Annotated in this window: 20 protein-coding genes; 11 read left to right on the forward strand and 9 right to left on the reverse strand. The window is 61.0% G+C overall.

The window, feature by feature from the left end:
• Positions 1-234 precede the first annotated feature (234 nt).
• From M5B43_RS09490 to M5B43_RS09500, 3 genes are all read right to left on the reverse strand, one after another.
• The gene (locus M5B43_RS09490; RefSeq protein ID WP_248749857.1) at positions 235-627 is read right to left on the reverse strand and encodes a DNA polymerase III subunit chi; all 393 of its coding nucleotides are present in this window, start codon (positions 625-627) and stop codon (positions 235-237) included.
• 7 nt (positions 628-634) lie between these two features.
• Positions 635-1,063 (reverse strand): DNA polymerase III subunit chi, encoded by a 429-nt coding sequence (locus tag M5B43_RS09495; protein ID WP_248749858.1) that lies wholly within the window; start codon positions 1,061-1,063, stop codon positions 635-637.
• 176 nt (positions 1,064-1,239) lie between these two features.
• Positions 1,240-2,730: a leucyl aminopeptidase gene (locus M5B43_RS09500; RefSeq protein ID WP_248749859.1), complete on the reverse strand. Its 1,491-nt coding sequence runs from the start codon at positions 2,728-2,730 to the stop codon at positions 1,240-1,242.
• A 284-nt stretch (positions 2,731-3,014) separates the two neighbouring features.
• Here M5B43_RS09500 and lptF point away from each other — a divergent pair, with 284 nt between their 5' ends.
• The 10 genes from lptF to tadA all read left to right on the forward strand — a co-directional run bounded on the left by lptF (position 3,015) and on the right by tadA (position 13,497).
• Positions 3,015-4,133 carry an LPS export ABC transporter permease LptF gene (gene lptF / locus M5B43_RS09505; RefSeq protein ID WP_248749860.1) on the forward strand — a complete coding sequence of 373 codons (1,119 nt, stop codon included), beginning with the start codon at positions 3,015-3,017 and terminating at the stop codon, positions 4,131-4,133.
• Positions 4,126-5,205 (forward strand): LPS export ABC transporter permease LptG, encoded by a 1,080-nt coding sequence (lptG, locus tag M5B43_RS09510; protein ID WP_248749861.1) that lies wholly within the window; start codon positions 4,126-4,128, stop codon positions 5,203-5,205. The genes lptF and lptG overlap by 8 nt, the downstream gene beginning before the upstream one ends.
• A 151-nt stretch (positions 5,206-5,356) precedes the next feature.
• Positions 5,357-7,156: a translation elongation factor 4 gene (gene lepA, locus M5B43_RS09515; protein ID WP_003188853.1), complete on the forward strand. Its 1,800-nt coding sequence runs from the start codon at positions 5,357-5,359 to the stop codon at positions 7,154-7,156.
• A gap of 5 nt (positions 7,157-7,161) precedes the next feature.
• Positions 7,162-8,016 (forward strand): signal peptidase I, encoded by an 855-nt coding sequence (lepB, locus tag M5B43_RS09520; protein WP_248749862.1) that lies wholly within the window; start codon positions 7,162-7,164, stop codon positions 8,014-8,016.
• Positions 8,017-8,183: 167 nt separating this feature from the next.
• Positions 8,184-8,873 (forward strand): ribonuclease III, encoded by a 690-nt coding sequence (gene rnc / locus M5B43_RS09525; RefSeq protein WP_033902449.1) that lies wholly within the window; start codon positions 8,184-8,186, stop codon positions 8,871-8,873.
• Complete coding sequence (gene era / locus M5B43_RS09530) at positions 8,866-9,768, forward strand: GTPase Era (RefSeq protein WP_028618988.1); 903 nt, start codon at positions 8,866-8,868, stop codon at positions 9,766-9,768. The genes rnc and era overlap by 8 nt, the downstream gene beginning before the upstream one ends.
• 154 nt (positions 9,769-9,922) lie before the next feature.
• On the forward strand, positions 9,923-10,612 hold the full coding sequence (gene recO, locus M5B43_RS09535; protein ID WP_248749863.1) for a DNA repair protein RecO: 690 nt from the start codon (positions 9,923-9,925) through the stop codon (positions 10,610-10,612).
• Between the two features lie 51 nt (positions 10,613-10,663).
• A complete protein-coding gene (gene pdxJ / locus M5B43_RS09540) occupies positions 10,664-11,407 on the forward strand; it encodes a pyridoxine 5'-phosphate synthase (protein ID WP_248749864.1) in 744 nt (247 codons plus the stop codon).
• 210 nt (positions 11,408-11,617) lie between these two features.
• Entirely contained in the window at positions 11,618-13,000 is a 1,383-nt protein-coding gene (locus tag M5B43_RS09545; protein ID WP_248749865.1) for a multicopper oxidase family protein, read from the forward strand.
• Entirely contained in the window at positions 13,000-13,497 is a 498-nt protein-coding gene (tadA, locus tag M5B43_RS09550; RefSeq protein ID WP_248749866.1) for a tRNA adenosine(34) deaminase TadA, read from the forward strand. Before M5B43_RS09545 ends, tadA begins: the two co-directional genes overlap by 1 nt.
• Before the next feature lie 129 nt (positions 13,498-13,626).
• Here tadA and cmoB read toward each other — a convergent pair whose 3' ends face one another.
• From cmoB to lon, 5 genes are all read right to left on the reverse strand, one after another.
• Complete coding sequence (gene cmoB / locus M5B43_RS09555) at positions 13,627-14,583, reverse strand: tRNA 5-methoxyuridine(34)/uridine 5-oxyacetic acid(34) synthase CmoB (RefSeq protein WP_248749867.1); 957 nt, start codon at positions 14,581-14,583, stop codon at positions 13,627-13,629.
• On the reverse strand, positions 14,580-15,323 hold the full coding sequence (gene cmoA, locus M5B43_RS09560) for a carboxy-S-adenosyl-L-methionine synthase CmoA (protein WP_248749868.1): 744 nt from the start codon (positions 15,321-15,323) through the stop codon (positions 14,580-14,582). Before cmoA ends, cmoB begins: the two co-directional genes overlap by 4 nt.
• 36 nt (positions 15,324-15,359) lie before the next feature.
• Complete coding sequence (locus M5B43_RS09565; RefSeq protein WP_248749869.1) at positions 15,360-16,016, reverse strand: lysoplasmalogenase; 657 nt, start codon at positions 16,014-16,016, stop codon at positions 15,360-15,362.
• A gap of 1 nt (position 16,017) precedes the next feature.
• Positions 16,018-16,407 (reverse strand): protease inhibitor I42 family protein, encoded by a 390-nt coding sequence (locus M5B43_RS09570; RefSeq protein WP_248749870.1) that lies wholly within the window; start codon positions 16,405-16,407, stop codon positions 16,018-16,020.
• Positions 16,408-16,592: 185 nt separating this feature from the next.
• Positions 16,593-19,016 (reverse strand): endopeptidase La, encoded by a 2,424-nt coding sequence (lon, locus tag M5B43_RS09575; protein WP_248749871.1) that lies wholly within the window; start codon positions 19,014-19,016, stop codon positions 16,593-16,595.
• A 409-nt stretch (positions 19,017-19,425) separates the two neighbouring features.
• Here lon and M5B43_RS09580 point away from each other — a divergent pair, with 409 nt between their 5' ends.
• The gene (locus tag M5B43_RS09580; protein WP_248749872.1) at positions 19,426-21,762 is read left to right on the forward strand and encodes a bifunctional diguanylate cyclase/phosphodiesterase; all 2,337 of its coding nucleotides are present in this window, start codon (positions 19,426-19,428) and stop codon (positions 21,760-21,762) included.
• Here M5B43_RS09580 and M5B43_RS09585 read toward each other — a convergent pair.
• Positions 21,759-23,183, reverse strand: a complete 1,425-nt coding sequence (locus M5B43_RS09585; protein WP_248749873.1) for a pyridoxal-dependent decarboxylase — start codon at positions 23,181-23,183, stop codon at positions 21,759-21,761. The genes M5B43_RS09580 and M5B43_RS09585 overlap by 4 nt on opposite strands.
• Between the last annotated feature and the right edge of the window lie 20 nt (positions 23,184-23,203).

The following is a 23,203-nucleotide window of genomic DNA, read 5'->3' on the forward strand; positions in this document are numbered from 1 at the left end:
TAACAAATCGGCTGTTGTGGCGAGCGGGCTTGTCCCGCGTTGGGGCGCGCAGCGCCCCCCAAAGAAGGACGAATGCGGTGTAGCCGATACTCCGCAGAGACAGCTTTTGGGGCTGCTGCGCACCCCAACGCGGGACAAGCCCGCTCGCCACCGGGGAATATGACAGCCTTCAAACGTTGTGTAGATACCTATGGTCATCGGGGGCAAGCCCCTCTACAGGGATCTTGGTGTGGCTCAGGATTGGTACTGGCTGAGTAACCGTTCCATCCGCGCATCCATCCGACGCTTGATCTCAGCCTCGATATGCGGCGCAAAGTCATCGATCACATCCTGCATGATCAGTTGTGCGGCGGCACGCAGTTCGTTGTCCAGGTGCAGCAGCAGGGCGTCTGGCGCTTTTTCAGCGGGGGCGGCGGCTACGGGGGGCTCGACGGGGGCCGGGGCAGCGGGCTCCGGGGCGACGGGCTTGCCACCGACCATATCGAACAACAGCGGAATCTGTACCTCACCCTCGACCGTCTCGGTCAACAGCGGCGGTTGCAAGTTGTCATCACCGAGTAACTGGCGGATCGACTCCAGGTCATCCAGCAAGTGATCGTCTTTTTTTATCGGATTGGGCGTGTCCATCATGTACTCAAAGTCGTTGTAGCCGGTGATCCTGCAAAGAATAGCCCTGTTCGCGGTAGAAACGGAAACTCTCCCGCGCGGCCTGACGAATTGCCGGGTCTTCCACCACGACTTCGGCTACGCGTGCAAACGCCTTGGCAAAGGCCGGTACTTTCAGGTCCAGGTTGACCAACAGGTCGTGGTGGTCGCCGCAGTTGTCCCCCAAACCCAGGGCAATCAGGCCTTCGGGTTCGGATTCGGCGGGGCCGTGGGGCACGAAGCTTTCGCCCTTGAAGCGCCACAGGCGCGCATCCAGCTCGTCACGTTGGGCAGCATCGCTGCAATGCAGGTAGATGCGGTGGCCCATGCGCCAGGCTTTTTCGGTGAGTTTGCAGGCAAAGTCCAGGCGCGCGGAGGGATCGGCGCTGGGCAATATATAGAAGTCGACTTGGGTCATTGGGGTTCCTGAGACCGGGGCGGCCTGATGGCTGCCCCGGAATTTGTAGGCGCGAGCTTGCTGTGGCGAGCAAGCTTGCTTGCGCTGGGGTGCGGAGCGCCCCTAAAAAAGCCGGAGACTGCTACGCAGTCAACGGGAGCAAGCTCCCTCGCCACAGCACGCTCGCGCCTACAGGGTTAGGCTTTGGCGCGATCCAGCAGGTACTGGGTCAGCAGAGGCACAGGACGGCCGGTTGCGCCCTTGTCCTTGCCGCCGCTGGTCCAGGCCGTACCGGCGATGTCCAGGTGCGCCCAGTTGAAGTTCTTGGCAAAGCGCGACAGGAAGCAAGCCGCCGTGATCGTGCCGGCTTTCGGGCCGCCGATATTGGCGATGTCTGCGAACGGGCTGTCCAACTGCTCCTGGTACTCATCGAACAGCGGCAATTGCCAGGCGCGGTCGTCGGCAGCCTTGCCGGCGCTGAGCAGTTGCTCGATGAGTTCGTCGTTGTTGCCCAGCAGGCCCGAGGTGTGGGAGCCCAGGGCCACGATGCAGGCACCGGTCAGGGTAGCGATGTCGATCACGGCCTGAGGCTTGAAACGCTCGGCATAAGTCAGGGCATCACACAGCACCAGGCGGCCTTCGGCGTCGGTGTTGAGGATTTCCACGGTCTGGCCGCTCATGGTCGTGACGATATCACCAGGGCGGGCAGCGCCACCGCTCGGCATGTTCTCGGCGCAGGCCAGGATGCAGACCAGGTTGACCGGCAGCTTCAGCTCCAGCACGGCGCGCAGGGTGCCGAACACGCTGGCGGCGCCACCCATGTCGTACTTCATCTCATCCATGCCGGCACCCGGCTTGAGGCTGATGCCGCCGGTGTCGAAGGTGATGCCTTTGCCGACCAGCGCGTAAGGCTTCTCGGACTTCTTGCCGCCGTTGTATTGCATCACGATCAGGCGGGGTGGCTGGTCGCTGCCCTGGCCCACGGCATAGAACGAGCCCATGCCCAGTTCCTTGATCTTCTTCTCGTCCAGCACTTCGACTTTCAGGCCCTTGAACTCTTTGCCCAGCGCCTTGGCTTGTTCGCCCAGGTAAGTCGGGTGGCAGATGTTCGGTGGCAGGTTGCCCAAATCGCGCGTGAACGACATGCCTTTGGCGATGGCCTGGGCGTGGGTCACGGCGCGCTCGACTTCAGCCTGGGCTGCCTTGATGGTCAGCAGGGTGATTTTCTTCAGGGCGCGTGGTTCGGCTTTCTGGCTCTTGAATTGGTCGAAGGTATAGCCGCCGTCCACCAGGCTTTCGGCCAGCAGGCGGGTCTTGCCATAGCTGTCACGGCCTTTGACGACGATTTCATCGAGTGCCAGTGCAGCATCGCTGCCGCCCAGGCCCTTGAGGGTGGTGAGGATGCCGCTGACGATTTTACGGAATGGACGGTCGCCCAGCTCGGCGTCCTTGCCGACACCCACCAGCAATACGCGGTCGGCTTTGAGGTTCGGCAGGCTTTGCAGCAACAGGCTCTGGCCGACTTTGCCGGCCAGGTCGCCGCGCTTGAGCACGGCGCTGATGGCGCCACCGCTCAGTTCATCCAGTTGCTTGGCGGCGACGCCGAGTTTGCGGCCTTCGCCGACAGCGACCACGAGGGTGGCGGTTTTCAACGTTTCGGGGCTAACGCTTTTTACAACCAATTCCATTTTCGGGTCCCTTATCTAAGGTCTGTGAGCCTGCGTTTGTACGCAGGCTTGAAGCTTGACAGCTTTGTAAGCCGCCAGTGGCAAAGGCCGCAGTTTGAACCTCGCCAGCGGAGCCTGACAACCCTCGGCACACGCTTTATGAGTACGTATAAGGTTGCGCAGTGACAGGCGAGGACAATCACAGGATAATGCGCCATCTTTTTAGCCGGCCCACTGTAAAGGGGGTCGACTCGGTATGCTTGCTTGTTTGGCCGCCTTAGCCTGACAACCCTGGAGTGTCTGGTTTGATCGTCTTCCGTTATCTGTCCCGCGAAGTCCTGTTGACCCTGAGTGCCGTGAGTGCGGTATTGCTGGTCATCATCATGAGCGGTCGCTTCGTCAAATTCCTTGCCCAGGCCGCTTCGGGCGCCCTGGATCCGGGCTCTCTGTTCCTGATCATGGGCTTTCGCCTGCCGGGCTTCCTGCAGTTGATCCTGCCACTTGGCCTGTTCCTGGGGATTTTGCTGGCCTATGGCCGGCTGTATCTCGAAAGTGAGATGACCGTTCTCTCCGCCACCGGCATGAGCCAGCAGCGTCTGTTGGCCATGACCATGGTTCCGGCGGCCGGTGTCGCCCTGGTGGTGGCGTGGTTGAGCCTGAGCCTGGCGCCCCAGGGCGCGTTGCAGTTCCAGCTGGTACTCAACAAGCAGGACGCGATGACGGAGTTCGACACCCTCGAGCCCGGTCGCTTTCAGGCCCTCAACGACGGTACGCGGGTGACTTATACCGAAACCATGACGGATGACCGCACCAACCTCGGCGGCGTGTTCATTTCCCAGAAGAACCTGGGCCAGAACCAGAAAGACCGTGGCATTTCGATTCTGGTGGCCGACAGCGGCCGCCAGGAAGTGCGCCCGGACGGCAGCCGTTACCTGATCCTGGAAAATGGCTACCGCTACGATGGCAGCCCCGGCCTCGCGGATTATCGCGCGATCAAGTACGACACCTATGGCGTCATGCTCGCCAAGCCTGAGATCAGTGAAGAGGTCACCGACCGCGACGCCCTGCCGACGTCGGCGTTGATCGGCAGCCAGGAACTGCGTTCGATCGCCGAGTTGCAATGGCGCATTTCCCTGCCGCTGCTGGTGTTTATCGTGACCTTGATGGCTGTGCCGCTGTCACGCGTCAACCCGCGCCAGGGCCGCTTCCTGAAGCTGTTGCCGGCGATCCTGCTGTACATGGCTTACCTGACTATCCTGATTTCCGCCCGTGGATCCCTGGAGAAGGGCAAGTTGTCGCCCACCCTGGGCCTGTGGTGGGTGCATGGCATTTTCCTGGTGATCGGCCTGGGGCTGCTCTACTGGGAGCCTATCCGTTTGAAAATGAAGAGCCGTCGTGGCCTGAAGGAGTTGGCTCGTGGCTAAGCTTGATCGCTACATTGGTAGCAGCGTACTGATCGCCATCCTGGCGGTATTGGGCATTATCCTGGGCCTGGCCTCGTTGTTTGCCTTCATCGATGAAGTGAGCAACGTCACCGACACCTACACGGTCACGGATGTGTTGAGCTTCGTGGCGTTGACCGCGCCGCGCCGGCTCTACGACATGATGCCGATGGCCGGCTTGATCGGTTGCCTGATCGGCCTGGGTACCCTGGCCAGCAACAGCGAACTGACCATCATGCGCGCGGCGGGTGTTTCCATCGGTCGCATCGTTTGGGCGGTCATGAAGCCGATGCTGCTGCTGATGGCGTGCAGCGTGCTGATCGGCGAATACGTAGCGCCGCCGGCCGAAGCCACGGCCCAGGCCAATCGCGCCCTGGCCCAAGGTTCGGGCGATGCGCAAAGCGCCAAGCACGGCCTGTGGCACCGTCAGGGGGATGAATTCATCCACATCAACGCCGTGCAGCCCGATGGCCTGTTGATCGGTGTGACGCGTTACACGTTCGACAAAGAGCGGCACATGCTCACCTCCAGTTTCGCCAAGCGTGCGCAATACAGCGCCGAGCAATGGCAACTGAGTGACGTCACCACCACTTACTTCCGCAACGTGGGCCAGGGCACCAAGGCCAGTACCGAAGTGATCAATGTACCGACCGAGCATTGGGACATCGCCCTGAAGCCGGAACTGCTCAACACCGTGGTCATGATCCCGGAAGCCTTGCCGATCTCCGGTTTGTGGAACTACATCCACTACCTCAAGGATCAGGGCCTGAACAATGGCCGCTACTGGCTGGCGTTCTGGGTCAAGGTGCTGCAGCCGGTCGTCACCGCCGCATTGGTGTTGATGGCGATTTCCTTTATCTTCGGCCCATTGCGTTCCGTGACCCTCGGCCAGCGGGTGTTCACCGGCGTGCTGGTGGGCTTCACCTTCCGTATTGCCCAGGACTTGCTGGGCCCGTCGAGCCTGGTGTTCGGTTTCTCGCCGTTGTTTGCGGTGTTGGTGCCGACGACGATCTGCGCCCTGGCCGGGTTCTGGCTGCTGCGCCGCGCCGGTTGAGGCCGCGCTTATGCACAAAAAATGCCCCGCTCGTATGAGTGGGGCATTTTTGTTCTGGTCAGCAAAGATGACGCCTGGCCTGAGCATCAGGTACAATTCCCGGCTATTTTTCAGCGGGCAATCTGCCTGCAGCCTTTTTGAGTGTTGATCCGTGAGTGATTTGAGTCATATCCGCAATTTCTCCATCATCGCCCACATTGACCATGGCAAGTCGACGCTGGCCGATCGATTCATCCAGATGTGCGGCGGCCTTGCCGAGCGTGAAATGGAAGCCCAGGTACTGGATTCCATGGACCTCGAACGCGAGCGCGGGATCACCATCAAGGCCCACAGCGTCACGCTGTACTACAAGGCCAAAGACGGCATTACTTACCAACTGAACTTCATTGACACCCCAGGCCACGTTGACTTCACCTACGAAGTCAGCCGCTCGCTGGCGGCCTGTGAAGGTGCGCTGCTGGTGGTCGATGCCGGCCAGGGCGTGGAAGCGCAATCGGTCGCCAACTGCTACACCGCGATCGAGCAGGGCCTGGAAGTCATGCCCGTGCTGAACAAGATCGACCTGCCCCAGGCCGAGCCGGAGCGCGTCAAGGAAGAGATCGAGAAGATCATCGGTATCGACGCCACCGACGCCGTCACCTGCAGCGCCAAGACCGGCCTGGGTGTCGACGAAGTGCTCGAGCGCCTGGTACACACCATCCCTGCGCCGACCGGCAACTACGAAGATCCGCTGCAAGCGTTGATCATCGACTCCTGGTTCGACAACTACCTGGGCGTTGTTTCCCTGGTACGCGTGCGCCACGGCCGTGTGAAGAAGGGCGACAAGATCCTGGTCAAGTCCACCGGCAAGATCCACCTGGTGGACAGCGTCGGTGTATTCAACCCCAAGCACACCGCAACCGTTGATCTGAAAGCCGGTGAAGTGGGCTTCATCATCGCCGGCATCAAGGACATCCACGGTGCGCCGGTCGGTGACACCCTGACCTTGAGCTCCACCCCTGACGTCGACGTGCTGCCAGGCTTCAAGCGCATCCAGCCACAGGTCTACGCCGGCCTGTTCCCGGTCAGCTCCGACGACTTCGAAGACTTCCGCGAAGCCCTGCAAAAGCTGACCCTCAACGACTCGTCGTTGCAGTACACCCCGGAAAGCTCCGACGCCTTGGGCTTCGGCTTCCGTTGCGGCTTCCTCGGCATGCTGCACATGGAAATCATCCAGGAGCGCCTCGAGCGCGAGTACGACCTGGACCTGATCACCACCGCGCCAACCGTTATTTTTGAGCTATTGCTGAAAACCGGTGAAACGATTTACGTCGACAACCCGTCCAAGCTCCCGGATCTGTCAGCCATCGAAGACATGCGCGAGCCCATCGTGCGGGCCAACATCCTGGTACCGCAGGAGCACTTGGGCAACGTCATCACCCTGTGTATCGAAAAGCGTGGCGTCCAGCGCGACATGCTGTTCCTCGGTACCCAGGTACAAGTGACCTACGATATGCCGATGAACGAAGTGGTCCTGGACTTCTTCGATCGCCTCAAATCCACCAGTCGCGGCTATGCTTCGCTGGATTACCATTTCGATCGTTACCAATCGGCTAATCTGGTGAAGCTGGATGTGCTGATCAACGGCGACAAGGTAGATGCCCTGGCACTGATCGTGCACAAGGACAACGCGCACTACAAAGGTCGCCAGTTGACCGAGAAGATGAAAGAACTGATTCCGCGCCAGATGTTCGACGTCGCGATCCAGGCCGCCATTGGCGGGCAGATCATTGCACGGACCTCCGTCAAGGCTCTCAGAAAGAACGTACTGGCCAAATGCTACGGCGGTGACGTAAGCCGTAAGCGCAAGCTGCTTGAGAAGCAAAAGGCCGGTAAAAAACGCATGAAGCAAGTAGGCAACGTGGAAGTTCCACAAGAAGCCTTCCTTGCGGTGCTCAGGTTGGATAGTTAGGTCCTATGTCACTAAATTTCCCGCTGTTGCTGGTCATCGCCGTTGCCGTTTGCGGTCTCCTGGCGTTGCTCGATCTGGTGTTCTTCGCCCCGCGTCGGCGGGCGGCTATCGCGTCCTATCAGGGCAGCGTCAGCCAGCCCGATACGGCGGTGGTCGAGAAGCTGAACAAAGAGCCTTTGCTGGTTGAATACGGCAAATCGTTCTTTCCGGTGTTGTTCATCGTGCTGGTGCTGCGCTCGTTCCTGGTGGAGCCGTTCCAGATCCCTTCGGGGTCGATGAAACCTACCCTGGACGTGGGCGACTTCATCCTGGTGAACAAGTTTTCCTACGGGATTCGCCTGCCGGTGATCGACAAGAAAGTCATTCCGGTCGGTGACCCACAGCGTGGCGATGTGATGGTGTTCCGCTACCCAAGCGACCCGAACGTCAACTACATCAAGCGCGTCGTGGGCCTGCCGGGCGACGTGGTTCGCTACACCAGCGACAAGCGTCTGTTCATCAACGGTGAGTCGGTGGCCGAGAAGCTGCTGGGCGCCGAGCCGAACACCCTGGGCAGCGCCGAGCTGTACCAGGAGAAGCTCGGTGCGGTAGAGCACGAAATCCGCAAGGAAATGAGCCGTTACCGCGCGATGCCTGATGGCGAGTGGAAAGTGCCTGCCGGGCACTACTTCATGATGGGCGACAACCGTGACAACTCCAACGACAGCCGGTACTGGGATGACCCCAGCATTCCCAAGGACCTGCTGGGCATGGTGCCCGACGAGAACATTGTCGGCAAAGCCTTCGCGGTCTGGATGAGTTGGCCGGAGCCCAAGCTCAGCCACCTGCCGAACTTCTCGCGGGTCGGGCTGATCAAGTAATACAAGCGGCGCTGTGAACACAGCGCCGAATGCTTTTCTGGGGCTGGGACAAATAAGTGTCCGGCCTCATGCAGCACCTATCAGGATTTGAATTTGAATACTGCGTCAATCGTCGATGGCCACCGGTGCCACGAACTCGATATGCATCAACCAGGTATGGCTAAACAGTGACCGTTTCTCTCAGTCGTCTCGAGCGCCAGCTCGGCTACACCTTCAAGGACCAGGAATTGATGGTCCTTGCCCTCACACACCGCAGTTTTGCAGGGCGCAATAACGAGCGCCTGGAATTCCTCGGTGATGCCATCCTTAATTTTGTCGCCGGTGAAGCGCTGTTCGAGCGCTTCCCCCAAGCCCGTGAAGGGCAGCTGTCACGCCTGCGCGCGCGCCTGGTAAAAGGCGAGACCCTGGCCGTGTTGGCCCGTGGTTTCGGCCTGGGCGAATACTTGCGCCTGGGTTCGGGCGAATTGAAGAGCGGCGGTTTTCGTCGTGAGTCGATCCTGGCCGACGCCCTTGAGGCGTTGATCGGTGCCATCTACCTCGATGCAGGCATGGAGGCCGCCAAGGAGCGCGTCACTGCCTGGCTGACGTCGGAGATCGAAAGCCTCACGCTGGTCGACACCAACAAAGATCCCAAGACCCGGCTGCAGGAATTTCTGCAATCGCGCGGCTGCGAACTGCCACGCTACGAAGTGGTGGATATCCAGGGTGAGCCCCATTGCCGCGTTTTCTTCGTGGAATGTGAGATCACCTTATTGAACGAAAAAAGCCGAGGTCAGGGTGTGAGCCGTCGTATTGCCGAACAGGTAGCGGCCGCTGCAGCACTGATTGCCCTGGGCGTGGAGAATGGCCATGACTGATTCAACCGCAACACGCTGTGGCTATGTTGCCATCGTCGGGCGCCCGAACGTGGGCAAGTCCACGCTGCTGAACCACATCCTCGGCCAGAAGCTTGCGATCACTTCGCGCAAGCCGCAGACCACCCGCCACAACATGCTGGGCATCAAGACCGAAGGCAACGTGCAGGCGGTCTACGTCGATACCCCGGGGATGCACAAAGGCGGCGAGAAAGCCCTTAACCGCTACATGAACAAGACCGCATCGGCGGCGTTGAAGGACGTCGACGTGGTGATCTTCGTGGTCGACCGCACCAAGTGGACCGACGAAGACCAGATGGTTCTCGAGCGTGTGCAGTACGTCACCGGCCCTTTGATCGTCGCGTTGAACAAGACCGATCGCATCGAAGACAAAGCCGAGCTGATGCCGCACCTGAGCTGGCTGCAGGAACAGTTGCCGAACGCCCAGATCATCCCGATCTCGGCCCAGCACGGTCACAACCTCGAAGCCCTGGAGCGCGTGATCGCCGAGCACCTGCCGGAGAATGAGCACTTCTTCCCGGAAGACCAGATCACCGACCGCAGCAGCCGCTTCCTCGCCGCCGAACTGGTCCGCGAGAAAATCATGCGCCAGATGGGCGCCGAGCTGCCATACCAGATCACCGTCGAAATCGAAGAGTTCAAGCAGCAGGGCAAGACCCTGCATATCCATGCGCTGATCCTCGTCGAACGTGATGGCCAGAAGAAAATCATCATTGGCGACAAGGGCGAGCGCATCAAGCGTATCGGCACCGAAGCGCGCAAGGACATGGAATTGCTGTTCGATTCCAAGATCATGCTCAACCTGTGGGTGAAGGTTAAGGGTGGCTGGTCCGATGATGAGCGCGCGTTGCGCTCCCTGGGCTACGGCGACCTGTAAGGACACCGCAGGGCAAAAATGTGGGAGGGGGCTTGCCCCCGATAGCGGTGGGTCAGTTAACAAATAAGTGACTGACACATTGCCATCGGGAGCAAGCCCCCTCCCACATTAGGTTTGTGTCGTTTTCAAAAATGCATTCCAGCAGTGAGAACCCATGTCCCAATCCCCACCCCCCAGCCAACTCGCCTACGTCCTGCACAGCCGCGCCTATCGTGAGACCAGCGCGCTGGTGGACTTCCTCACGCCCCAGGGGCGCCTGCGTGCGGTCATGCGCAGCGCGCGGGGCAAGGCGGGGACGTTGGCGCGGCCTTTCGTGGCCTTGGACGTGGAGTTTCGGGGCAAGGGCGAGCTGAAAAACGTCGGCCGCCTGGAAAGTGTCGGCACCTCTGCCTGGCTCAACGGCGACGCCTTGTTCAGCGGCCTCTACCTCAATGAACTGCTGATTCGCCTGTTGCCCGCCGAAGACCCTCACCCGGCGGTCTTCGACCACTACGCCGCCACGCTGTTGGCCCTGGCCGAAGGGCGCCCTCTGGAGCCGCTGCTGCGTGCCTTCGAATGGCGCTTGCTCGACGATCTTGGCTACGGCTTTGAGCTGAGCAACGACCTGCACGGCGACCCCATCGCCGAAGACGGCATGTACCGCTTGCAAGTGGATGCCGGCCTTGAACGTGTGTACCTGCTGCAACCGGGGCTGTTCCAAGGCGCTGAGCTGCTCGCCATGAGCGACGCTGACTGGACCGCCCCAGGCGCCTTGTCCGCCGCCAAGCGCTTGATGCGCCAGGCCCTGGCCGTGCATCTGGGCGGTCGGCCCTTGGTCAGTCGCGAGTTGTTTCGAAAGCCCTGACATCCCCGTGTATGCTGTGCACCGTTTCTTTCCCTTTTCAGGAGCGCTTCCGTGACCACCAGCAATCGCATTCTTCTAGGCGTCAACATCGACCACGTCGCCACCCTGCGCCAGGCCCGGGGCACCCGTTACCCTGATCCGGTCAAGGCCGCGCTGGACGCCGAAGAAGCGGGCGCCGACGGCATCACCGTGCACCTGCGCGAAGACCGCCGCCACATCCAGGAGCGCGACGTGCTGTTGCTCAAGGACGTGCTGCAAACGCGCATGAACTTCGAGATGGGCGTTACCGAAGAAATGATGGCCTTTGCCGAGCGTATCCGCCCGGCACATATCTGCCTGGTACCCGAGACCCGTCAGGAACTGACCACCGAAGGCGGCCTCGACGTGGCCGGCCAGGAAGCGCGGATCAAGGCTGCGGTCGAGCGCCTGTCGAAGATCGGCAGCGAAGTCTCGCTGTTCATCGACGCCGACGAGCGCCAGATCGAAGCCTCCCGCCGTGTGGGCGCCCCGGCCATCGAACTGCATACCGGTCGTTACGCGGATGCCACCACGCCGACCGACGTCGCCGACGAACTGCAGCGCATCATCGATGGCGTTAACTGCGGCTTGGCTGAAGGCTTGATCGTCAACGCCGGCCATGGCCTGCACTACCACAACGTCGAAGCGGTGGCGGCGATCAAGGGCATCAACGAGCTGAACATCGGCCATGCACTGGTGGCGCACGCGCTGTTCGTTGGCTTCAAAGGCGCTGTGGCCGAAATGAAAGCCCTGATCCTGGCGGCTGCCAGGACTTAAGCGCACACACAGTAAGATCCAATGGAGATCAAAATGTGGAAGGGGGCTTGCCCCCGATAGCAGTGTGACAGTCACCCAATACCTTGGCTGATCCGCCGCTACCGGGAGCAAGCCCCCTCCCACATGAGAAACCTTACTGTTTAGCCCGCGCAGGTGTATCGTATCTGCCTTTTGCGGGCGCACGGCCCGCGGCAGATACGAGAGGTTGTTGTGTCCCGATCCTTTTCCCGTCGACAAATCCTCGGTGGCCTTGCCGGCCTCGCCGTCGTGGGCGTGGGCGCCGGTGGCGCCTACCGCTACTGGCTGGGGAAAGTCGCCGACGCCAACGCTGGAAGCGATTACCAGTTGATCGCCGCACCGCTGGACGTGGAGTTGGTGCCGGGGCACACGACCCAAGCCTGGGCATTCGGCCCTTCGGCGCCTGGCACCGAGCTGCGGGTGCGCCAGGGCGAGTGGTTGCGGGTGCGCTTTATCAACCACCTGCCGGTCGCCACCACCATCCATTGGCATGGCATCCGCCTGCCATTGGAAATGGACGGTGTGCCCTACGTCTCGCAGTTGCCGGTGCTGCCCGGTGAATACTTCGACTACCAATTCCGCGTGCCCGACGCCGGCAGCTATTGGTACCACCCTCACGTGGACAGCAGCGAAGAACTCGGCCGTGGCCTGGTCGGCCCGCTGATCATCGAAGAGCGCGAGCCCACCGGTTTCAAATACGAACGCACCCTTAGCTTGAAAAGCTGGCATGTGGACGAAGAGGGCGCCTTTGTCGCCTTCAGTGTGCCCCGTGAAGCGGCGCGTGGCGGCACGGCGGGGCGCTTGTCGACCATCAACGGTACGCCCCAAGCGGTGATCGACTTACCGGCTGGGCAGATCACCCGCGTGCGCCTGCTCAACCTCGACAACACCCTGACCTATCGCATCAACATCCCTGACGTCGAAGCGCAGATCTATGCGCTCGACGGCAACCCCATCGAGCCGCGCCCGCTGGGCAAGGAATACTGGCTGGGCCCGGGGATGCGCATTTGCCTGGCAATCAAGGCGCCTGCGGCGGGTGAAGAGCTTTCGATCCGTAATGGGCCGGTCCGCCTGGGCACCTTCCGTTCGGTGGCCAACAGCGACGCGCCCACCGCATGGCCACCCGCATTGCCCGCCAACCCGATCAGTGAGCCGGACCTGGCCAATGCGGAGAAACTCAACTTCAATTTCGAATGGGTCGGTTCGGTCTCGGTCAACGTCGAGAACGGCAAACCGCCGAGCCTCTGGCAGATCAACGGCCAGGCGTGGGACATCACCGACAAGACCTGCGCCGACCGCCCGATAGCCAAGCTTGAGAAGGGCAAGAGCTACATTTTCGAATTGAAGAACATGACCCAGTATCAACACCCGATCCACTTGCACGGCATGAGCTTCAAGGTGATTGCCTCGAACCGCCACAAGGTGATTCCCTACTTCACCGACACCTACCTGCTGGGCAAGAACGAACGTGCCCGCGTTGCGCTGGTGGCGGATAACCCAGGGGTGTGGATGTTCCATTGCCACGTGATCGACCACATGGAAACCGGCCTCATGGCCGCCATCGAGGTGGCCTGATGCGCCAGATTCGCCCCATGGCGATTATCGACCGCAGCCGCGACCAGGACTTCATGCGCGAAGCCCTGGCCCTCGCCGCCCAAGGTGCTGCGCTGGGCGAAGTGCCGGTGGGTGCGGTATTGGTGCAGGGCGGTGAAATCATCGGGCGCGGCTTCAACTGCCCCATCAGCGGCAATGACCCCAGTGCGCATGCCGAGATGGTCGCGATCCGCGCCGCCGCCCAGGCGATCAGCAACTATCGCCTGGTGGGCAGCACGCTGTACGTGACCCTGGAGCCCTGCAGCATGTGCGCCGGGCTGATCGTACATTCGCGCATCGCCAGGGTGGTGTACGGCGCGCTGGAGCCCAAGGCCGGGATCGTGCAAAGCCAGGGGCAGTTTTTTACCCAGGGTTTTCTCAACCATCGGGTGTTGTTTGAAGGTGGGGTGTTGGCTGAGGAATGTGGGACGGTGTTGAGTGAATTCTTCAAGGCGCGAAGGGCCAAGCCCCCTCTCTAAAGAACACTGAGGACAACAATGTGGGAGGGGGCTTGCTCCCGATAGCGGTGTATCAGCCATAAATGTGGTGACTGACACTCTGCTATCGGGAGCAAGCCCCCTCCCACATTTGGCTCTCTATTTGTTCAGTTACTTTTTGGCGATGATCACCGCCCGCATCGGCGCCGGCAGCCCTTCGATGGTCTTGCTGTGATCTTCGGGATCGAGAAAGTCGCTCAAGGACTGATACTTCATCCACTCCGTGCCGCGCTGTTCTTCGACCGTAGTCACGCTCACATCCACGCACCGCACCTCACTGAACCCCGCACGCCGTAGCCACAGCATCAACGCCGGCACCGACGGCAGGAACCACACGTTGCGCATCTGCGCATAACGGTCTTCCGGCACCAGTACCTGTTGCTGATCGCCTTCCACCACCAGCGTTTCCAAGACCAGCTCGCCACCTTTGACCAGGCAATCTTTCAGCGCCAGCAAATGCTCGATGGGCGAGCGACGGTGATAGAACACGCCCATGGAAAACACCGTGTCGAAACCTTCCATGTTCGGCGGCAGGTCTTCGAACGGGAACGGCAGGTGCCAGGCATTCGGTGCTGACAGGTAGCGCTGCACCGCCTGGAACTGGCAGAAGAACAGCCAGTTCGGGTCCACGCCAATCACGCTGTCTGCCCCGGCACCGAGCATGCGCCACAGGTAGTAGCCATTGCCGCAACCCACATCGAGGATGCGCTTGCCTTTGAGGTCCAGGTGCGGCGCGACCCGTGACCACTTCCAGTCCGAACGCCATTCGGTGTCTACGTGCACGCCGAACAGGTCAAACGGGCCCTTGCGCCAGGGGCACAGCCCCATCAGCGCGGCACGCATTTGTTCGCGGGTGGCCTCATCGCAATCGGTGTCCAGCACCAGGCCGTTCAGCAGGTCGACTTCGCTGGGCATGATCTTCGGCAGCGCATCCAGCGCGCTCTGCCAGCGCTCCAGGTCACCGTGGCCTTTTTCCATCTTTGCGTCGAGCTGTGCTTGCAGGCCCTGGGCCCACACGGCCAGGGGAGTGCCGACCAAGTGGCGGGCGAGGGGAGACAAATCAATCATGGCAAGGCAATCAACGAGGCAAAGTTAAGACACTGGAACCACGGCACGACTTTCGAGAACCCGGCCGCCAGCAGGCGTTCGCGGTGTTCTTCGAGGCTGTCGGGCTTCATGACGTTTTCGATGGCACTGCGCTTCTGGGCGATTTCCAGTTCGCTGTAGCCGTTGGCGCGTTTGAACGCGATATGCAGGTCGGTGAGCAGGGCATGTTCTTCAACATCATTGAAGCGCAGCTTCTCCGAAAGGATCAACGCCCCGCCCGGCAGTAGCGATTGGCGGATACGCCCGAGCAACGCCAGGCGTTCGGCGGGGGCGATAAATTGCAGGGTGAAGTTCAACGCCACCACCGACGCGGGCTGAAATTGCAGCGCGAGGATATCGCCCTCGATCACCTCGACCGGCAGCAGCTCCTGGAACATCGAGTCCTGGCCATTGAGGTATTGGCGACAACGCTCGACCATCGCCGCCGAGTTATCCACCGCGATCACCCGGCAACCCTCGGTGCGTACATGACGGCGCAGGGCTTGAGTGACCGCGCCGAGGGACGCGCCCAGGTCGTAGAGCACGCTGCCCGGTTGGGCAAACTGGGCCGCCAGTACGCCGAGGTTTTCGACGATGGTCGGGTAGCCCGGCACCGAACGCTTGATCATGTCCGGGAACACCCGCACCACGTCCTCGTTAAAGGCGAAGTCCGGCACCTGGGGCAGGGGCTGGGCGAATAGGCGATCGGGTTCTTTGCTCACGGCTGTTCCGGCGACGAAGGGGGAAAGGCCGGCATTTTAGCCAAGTTGGCCCTCGGATGCGCGGGTTGTCTGATGGAAAGCAGAGGCGGTAATGCCCCATTGCCCGAGCCAATACGTGGCGATCAATAAATACGGCGCCGCATCAAACGCCAGCACAAACCGATTGATACCGATCAACGTATCGGAAAACACAAACGATACCGCACCCGCGGCTGCCAGCAGTGCCGAGCGTTTCGGCACGTCGCTGCCCAGCCGCGCCAACGCACGCCAGAGCATGGCGCTGATCACCAGCGCGTAAACCACCACCGGTATCAGCAGGTCGCCCAAGCCATGGGAAATCAGAATACTCAGCAGGATCGCCCCGACACCGAGGGCCAACACCAGCGGCAGCAACGCCAAGCGGCGGCAGTCGCTAAAGTAGGCTTTGAGGTAGGCCAGGTGCGCAAACAGGAACGCGCCAAGGCCAAAGATAAACAGGTCGCCCGGCCATGCCAGCAATACATCGCCGACCAGGGAAAAAATCAGCCCCAGGCTGATCCAGCGTCGATAGTCAGTGGGCGGCGCGTCATGCAACCAACCCAGCAGCGCCAGTACCGGCAGGGGTTTGACCAGCAGGCACAACAATGTGGCATGGACCGTCAGGCCGTAGATAAAGGTGCCGGCGCCCATCAACGCAAGAATCAGCCATGGCATATCAGTTCACCGTGATGGCGCAGTCGAAGGTTTCGGCCGGTTCGGCTTCCGGTTCCCAGGGTTGCTGGGAGGTGAGGCGCAAACGGCCTTGGCCGGCCGCGAAGGCTTGGAAGCGCCAGGTGGACTGGCCACCTCCACCAATCACGCCGGACTCTGCGCTGCTGTACACCTCGGGGCTGAGTACGCGCAACACGCCGCCGGCTGAATCCTGGATGGCCCAGCGATAGCCGGTGGTGGGGTTGCTCGGGAGGGTGAGGATCAGGTTTTGCCCGGTTTTAAGCGCGAGCGGGCAACTGCTCTGTTTTTCCACGGTGATATTTTGCTTCGGCGCACTGGCGCAGGCAGCCAGCAGGGCAAGGCTCAAGGGGAGAAGCAGGCGGGCAGCGGTCATGGGGGCTCCGTTGATTCACGACGAAGGGGGAGCATAACCGAAGATGAGACAAGGTGTGACAAGGCGGGGTTTTGCGTTGATCTGGCTGGCCTCTTCGCGAGCAAGCCCGCTCCCACATTTGATCGCATTCCAAATGTGGGAGCGGGCTTGCTCGCGAAAGGGCCATCTCAGGCACTACATAACTGTCAGAACAGCACCTTCGCCACATCCGCAAACCGCTTGGCAAAGTGCACGGTCATGCCTTCCTTCAGGTACTCCGGCAATTCCTCAAAGCTGCCACGGTTGGGCTCCGGCAAGATCAGCTCGTGTATCTTCTGGCGCCGCGCCGCAATCACTTTTTCACGCACCCCGCCAATCGGCAGCACATGCCCGGTCAATGTCAGCTCGCCGGTCATGGCCACGCCTTTTTTCGGTGGCTGGTTGCGCGCCAGCGACAACAGCGCACTGGCCATGGTCACACCGGCACTCGGGCCATCTTTGGGCGTAGCGCCTTCCGGCACGTGCAAGTGCACGAAGGCTTCGTCGAAGAACTTCGGATCACCGCCAAACGATTTCAGGTTGGAGCTGATGTAGCTGTAGGCGATTTCGGCGGATTCTTTCATCACGTCGCCCAACTGCCCGGTGAGCTTGAAGCCGCGATTGAGCGTGTGGATACGTGTTGCCTCGATCGGCAAGGTTGCGCCCCCCATGCTGGTCCAGGCCAGGCCGGTGATGACCCCGGTGCCGGACAGCACTTGCTCGTTGCGGAACACCGGCATCCCCAAGGAGTTTTCCAGGTCTTTGGGGCCGAGCTTGATCACCGACTCCGGCTCATCCAGCAACTTGACCACGGCCTTGCGCACCAGTTTGCCCAGTTGTTTCTCCAACTGGCGTACGCCGGCTTCGCGTGCATAACCATCGATCAACGCACGCAGGGCGCCGTCGCTGATGGTCAGGCTGGTTTTCGATACGCCGGCTTTTTCCAGTTGCTTGGGCCATAGGTGGCGCTTGGCGATGGCGACTTTTTCTTCGGTGATATAGCCCGACAGGCGAATCACTTCCATGCGGTCCAGTAATGGGCCGGGGATCGAGTCCAGGGTGTTGGCGGTGCACACGAACAGCACTTTGGACAGGTCCAGGCGCAGGTCCAGGTAGTGGTCGAGGAATTCGACGTTCTGCTCCGGGTCGAGGGTTTCCAGCAAGGCCGAAGCCGGGTCGCCCTGGAAGCTCTGGCCCATCTTGTCGATCTCGTCGAGCATGATCACCGGGTTCATCACTTCCACATCCTTGAGCGCCTGCACCAGCTTGCCGGGCAGGGCGCCGATGTAGGTGCGGCGATGGCCCTTGATCTCGGCTTCGTCACGCATGCCGCCGACGCTGAAACGGTAGAACGGCCGCCCCAGGGATTCGGCGATGGATTTACCCACGCTGGTCTTGCCCACGCCCGGCGGGCCCACCAGCAGCACGATGGAGCCGGCGACTTCGCCTTTATAGGCGCCCACGGCCAGGAACTCGAGGATACGACTCTTGATGTCGTCCAGGCCCGCATGGTGCTTATCCAGCACTTTGCGCGCGTGTTTCAGGTCGAGTTTGTCCTGGCCGTACACGCCCCACGGCACTGATGTGGCCCAGTCCAGGTAGTTGCGCGTTACGGCGTATTCCGGCGAGCCTGTTTCCAGGATCGACAGCTTGTTCATTTCTTCGCTGATGCGCTTTTGCGCCTGGGCCGGCAGCACCTTGCCTTCCAGGCGTTGCTCGAACTGCTCGACGTCGGCACTGCGGTCGTCCTTGGTCAAGCCCAGCTCTTGCTGGATGACCTTGAGCTGTTCCTTGAGGAAAAACTCGCGCTGGTGTTCGCCGATCTTGCGGTTCACTTCGGCAGAGAGCTCTTTTTGCAGGCGCGCGACTTCGACTTCCTTGCGCAGCATCGGCAGCACTTTTTCCATGCGCTTGAGCATCGGCACACAATCGAGCACTTCCTGCAACTCGTTACCGGTGGCCGAGGTCAGCGCGGCGGCGAAGTCGGTGAGCGGCGACGGGTCGTTGGGGCTGAAGCGGTTGAGGTAGTTCTTCAACTCTTCGCTGTACAGCGGGTTGAGGGGCAGCAGTTCCTTGATCGCATTGATCAGCGCCATGCCGTAGGCCTTGACCTCATCGGTCGGCTCGCTGGGCTGGTGCGGGTATTCGACTTCCACCAGGTACGGCGGGCGGTGGTGCTTGAGCCAGGTCTTGATGCGCACGCGGGTCAGGCCCTGGGCGACGAACTGCAGCTTGCCGTTCTCGCGGCTGGCGTGGTGCACCTTCACCAGCGTGCCGTACAGCGGCAGGGCGGAGGTGTCGAAGTGCCGTGGGTCTTCGGGCGGCGTGTCCATGAAAAACAGGGCAAGGGAGTGGTGGTCGGATTTGCTCACCAGCTCCAGGGTCTCGGCCCACGGCTCTTCATTGACGATCACCGGCAGTACTTGAGCCGGGAAGAAGGGGCGGTTGTGGATCGGAATGATGTAGACCTTGTCCGGAAGGTTTTGCCCAGGCAGGGCCAGGCCGGTGTTGGACGAAGGTTCGTGTTCAGCGTTTTCGGGATCGGCGTAGTCGTTCAGGTCGTAATCAGGAAAGGCTTGCTGGTCGCTCATGGGGCACCTGCATAAGGAAGTATGCAGGTTAGATGGGGCGGGGTAGCAGCGGTTTCAATGGCACTGTGTCGTTAGTAACAAATTGCATGAATTCAGTGCCCGTTATGCTCGGCAGGGTGGGCATGTCGCGCTGCGCAGGTTGGATGAGCACACCCCATTGGGTGCGTCGCTGGCGGACCTTATGCGTGCGCGAAGGGCTGAGTCCGGCTAATGCGTGAAAGTCAATAATATGACGCTTTTGCGCCAGTATTTATTGGGTTTACTTATCTGCAGTCCCAGCTAATCTGCTGGAATCGAATATTCAATAAAAATGGATGTTTTTTTGACGCCGGGTTGGCTGTCGGCAGGGATGTGTATGACAACAGGAAGGAGTCGCAGAGAGAGGCGGACGCTGCCGGAGGGCACGGCAATGAGGTGGCGCCACACGTTTCAAACCCGCATAGCCGGGGTGCTGGCGCTGCTGTTGCTGGTGGTCGTAGTGGCTAGCTACTTCGCCGTCAAGGCTGCTACGACGCGTGCAGTGGAGAACCAGGCCCAGGTCCAGCTGGACACCGGTCGTCTGGTTTTCGAGCGTTTCCTGGACCTGCGTGGGCGCCGCCTGCAATACGGCTTGGACTGGCTCACCATTGATGACCCCTTCAAACGCGCCGTGGCTGACGGCCAGGCTCCGGCGGTTCTGGCGGCCCTGCACCGGCATGCCACGGGTGCCGGTTCCAGTGAAGTGTTTGTGCTCGGCCTGGATGACAAGGTTATGGTCAGTACCTTGCCGAAGCTGATGCGCGGTCAGCCTTTCCCCTATGCAGATGCCTTACGTCAGGCGCGGCGCAGTGGTCAGCTAATGTTGATCGTGGCGATGGATGGACGGCCTTACTTGCTGGTGCAGAAGGACGTGCTCGACCCACAACCCAGTGCTCGCGTGATCATGGGCTTTCCCATGGACGCGCAATTTGCCCGTGAACTGCGCTCCATGAGCAATCTGGAGGTATCGTTTCTCAGCGTGCAGAACGAGCAAGTCGGCCAGTTGTTCACGACCCAGCCTGACGATCGCCGTTCCGCCCTCATCCGTCTCCTGTACGAAGCACCGCTTGATCGCGACGCGCAGTTCCATCAGTTTTATGGTCGGCCTGTGCTCAGCCAAGTGTTGCCATTGGCCAATACCGGCAAGGGCGATGAAGTGCGTGTCTTGCTGCAAAGCCCGCTGGATCATGCCTTGGAGTCCTTTGCGCCACTGGACCGGCAATTTCTCTGGATCGCCCTGGCGGTGTTGTTGGTCTCACTGGCCGGCGCGCTGTTCCTGGCGCGGCGCGTGTCTCGCCCGCTCAATGCGTTGGTGGAGGCCGCCGAACGGATCGGCGCCGGTGACTACCGCACGCTGGTGCGGGTGCGCAGCCATGATGAGTTCGGTTTGCTGGCCCGGGCCTTCAACGCCATGCAAAGCGGCATCGCCGTGCGCGAACGACAACTGGCGCATAACGCCTTGCATGATGCCCTCACCGGCCTGCCCAACCGTGCCCTGGCGATGGAACGCCTGGGCAGTGCGATCAGCGCCCGGCGGCCGGTGGTGTTGCTGTACCTGGGGATTGAAAACTACCGGGTCATCAACGAAGGCTTTGGCCCTCAAGGCGTGGAGGAAATGCTGCGTGAAGCCAGCCGGTGCTTGTCCATGAGCCTGGCGGCCAGCGACACCGCGGCGCGTATCGCCGGCAGTGAGTTTTTGCTGTTGCTGGAAAACACCGAGATCGACCGCGCCGTAGCCCGCGCCGACCGGCTGTATGGGCTGCTGACCGAAACCCAGCGCATCGGCAACGACGAAGTGCGACATGAAGTGAGTATCGGCATTGCTGCGTACCCTGCCGATGGGCAACAGGTGGAGGAACTGATCAACCGTGCCGCCATCGCCCGGCATGATGCGGCGCGCTTGCCGGGGTATTTGCAGATTTACCAGCAGGACCGCGACCTGGCTCATCAACGCCAGATCACGCTGATCCGCGACCTGCGCCGCGCGGTGATCGAGAGCGAACTGTTCCTGTGCTACCAGCCCAAGCTCGATCTCAATCATGGCCATGTGCGCCAGGCGGAAGCCTTGCTACGTTGGCAACACCCCACTCTCGGGCAGGTGTCGCCGACTGAGTTCATTCCTTTGGCCGAGCGCACCGGCAGCATGGGCGCGCTGACCCTGTGGGTGATCGAGGAAGCTATCCGCCAGATAGCCGAGTGGGCGCAGCGTGGCTTACACATCCAGCTGTCGGTGAATATCTCTGTGGACGACTTGGCCGATGATGACCTGGCCATTCGTGTCACCGGGCTGTTGATGCAATACGGGGTCGCGGCCGAGAAATTGATTTTCGAAATTACCGAAAGCGCAATCATGCATAACCCGCAACAGGCCCTCAGCGTACTGGAGCAACTGCGCAGCTGCGGCATCAGCCTGTCGGTGGATGATTTTGGAACCGGTTATTCCTCGCTGGCGCAATTGCAGCGGTTGCCGGTGCAGGAGTTGAAGATCGACCAATCGTTTGTGCGCAACCTCGACAGCACCAGCGGCGATGGGGTGATCGTGCGTTCCACCATAGAAATGAGCCACAACCTGGGGCTCAAGGTGGTAGCCGAGGGGGTGGAGTTTGAGCACAGCCTCAAACTGCTCAAGCACTGGAAGTGCGACACCGCCCAAGGCTACCTGATCAGCCGACCACTGAACGCCATGGCGTTCGAGATGTGGATGCGGCGCGAGCGGGTGCCTATTTAGTGAGAACCCGTTTCAACCACCAGGGTTTGCAATACCCCCCATAACCCTTCGACATGCTGACGTTCGGTGCCCAGTGCACCGATGGAGACGCGCACCATCCAGCGCCCGTCAAGGATTGCAGGGGTGACGTAGGCGTTACCTGACTGGTTGAGCTGTTCTGCCCAGGCACGCGTGTGCTTATCCAGTGCCTCACCGCTTAACCCGGGTGGCTCGTGGCGAATGCACAAGGTTTGCAGGGCCGGCGCAGCGACCAGTTTCCAGTGTTCGCAGGCTTCAATCTGTTCGGCCAGCCAGCGCGCATTGGCCAGGTCTCGCCGCAGCCGCGCTTGCAGGCCGCTGACGCCTTGCTCGCGTATCAGGAACCACAGTTTCAGGGCGCGGAAACGGCTGCCCAGGGAGATCCGCCAGTCGCGATAATTTCTGACTTGGCCGTCGGCGTTGGACTGCAGATAGCTCGGGTTGGTGGTCATGATGCGAATCAAATGCTCGGGGTCGCGCACGAAGTACACCGAGCAATCGAAGGCCGCGCCCAGCCATTTGTGCGGGTTGAGGACCAGGGAGTCAGCCTTTTCGATGCCATCCCACAATGCCCGGCATTCCGGCAGGATCATTGCCGCGCCGGCCATGGCCGAGTCCACATGCAGCCACAGGCCGTGGCGTTGGGTGAGGTCGCCAATGGCCGCCAGAGGGTCGATCGCCATGGCGGCCGTGGTCCCGGTGGTGGCAATCACCACGCAGGGCGTGTTGCCCGCAGCCAGGTCCTGTTCGATGGCGTGCGCCAATGCCTGCGGTGACATCGCATTGTGTTCGTCGGTGGCGACGGTGCGGATATGGTTCTGGCCGAATCCGGCCAGGATGGCCGCCTTGTTGACCGAACTATGGGCGTGGGATGAGGTGTAGACGATCAGGGGCGAGCTGCTGTTTTGCAGGCCGTCATGCATCAGCGCGTAATCGGAGCTACGTTCCCTGGCGCTGATGAGCGCCACCAGGGTGGAGGTGGACGCTGAGTCCTGGATCACGCCACTCCAGTTGCTGCTCAGGCCGAGCATGTCGCGCAGCCAATCGGTGGTGACTTCTTCGATTTCAGTGAGCGCCGGGCTGGATTGCCAAGACAACCCCACGACACCCAGGCCGGTGCTCAGGCAATCACCCAGCACTGAGGACAGCTCCACATTGGAGGGGAAGAAGCCGAAAAAGCTGGGATGCTGCCAATGCAGCAGGCCGGGCATGATCAGTTTTTCGACATCGCCCATGATCTGTTCGAACGGTTCGGCGGCGTCAGGCGGACTCATCGGCAAGGCGGCTTTGATTTCGCCCGGTACCGTGGTGGGCTGCACGCCGCGTTGTTCGATGTTTTGTCGATAGTCTGCGATCAGGTCGATCATGGCATAGCCATGTCGGCGGAATTCTTCGGGGGTCATATAACGATGTCCATCTGCAA

Source organism: Pseudomonas sp. MWU15-20650 (assembly GCF_023242475.1).
Classification (GTDB): Bacteria; Pseudomonadota; Gammaproteobacteria; order Pseudomonadales; family Pseudomonadaceae; genus Aquipseudomonas.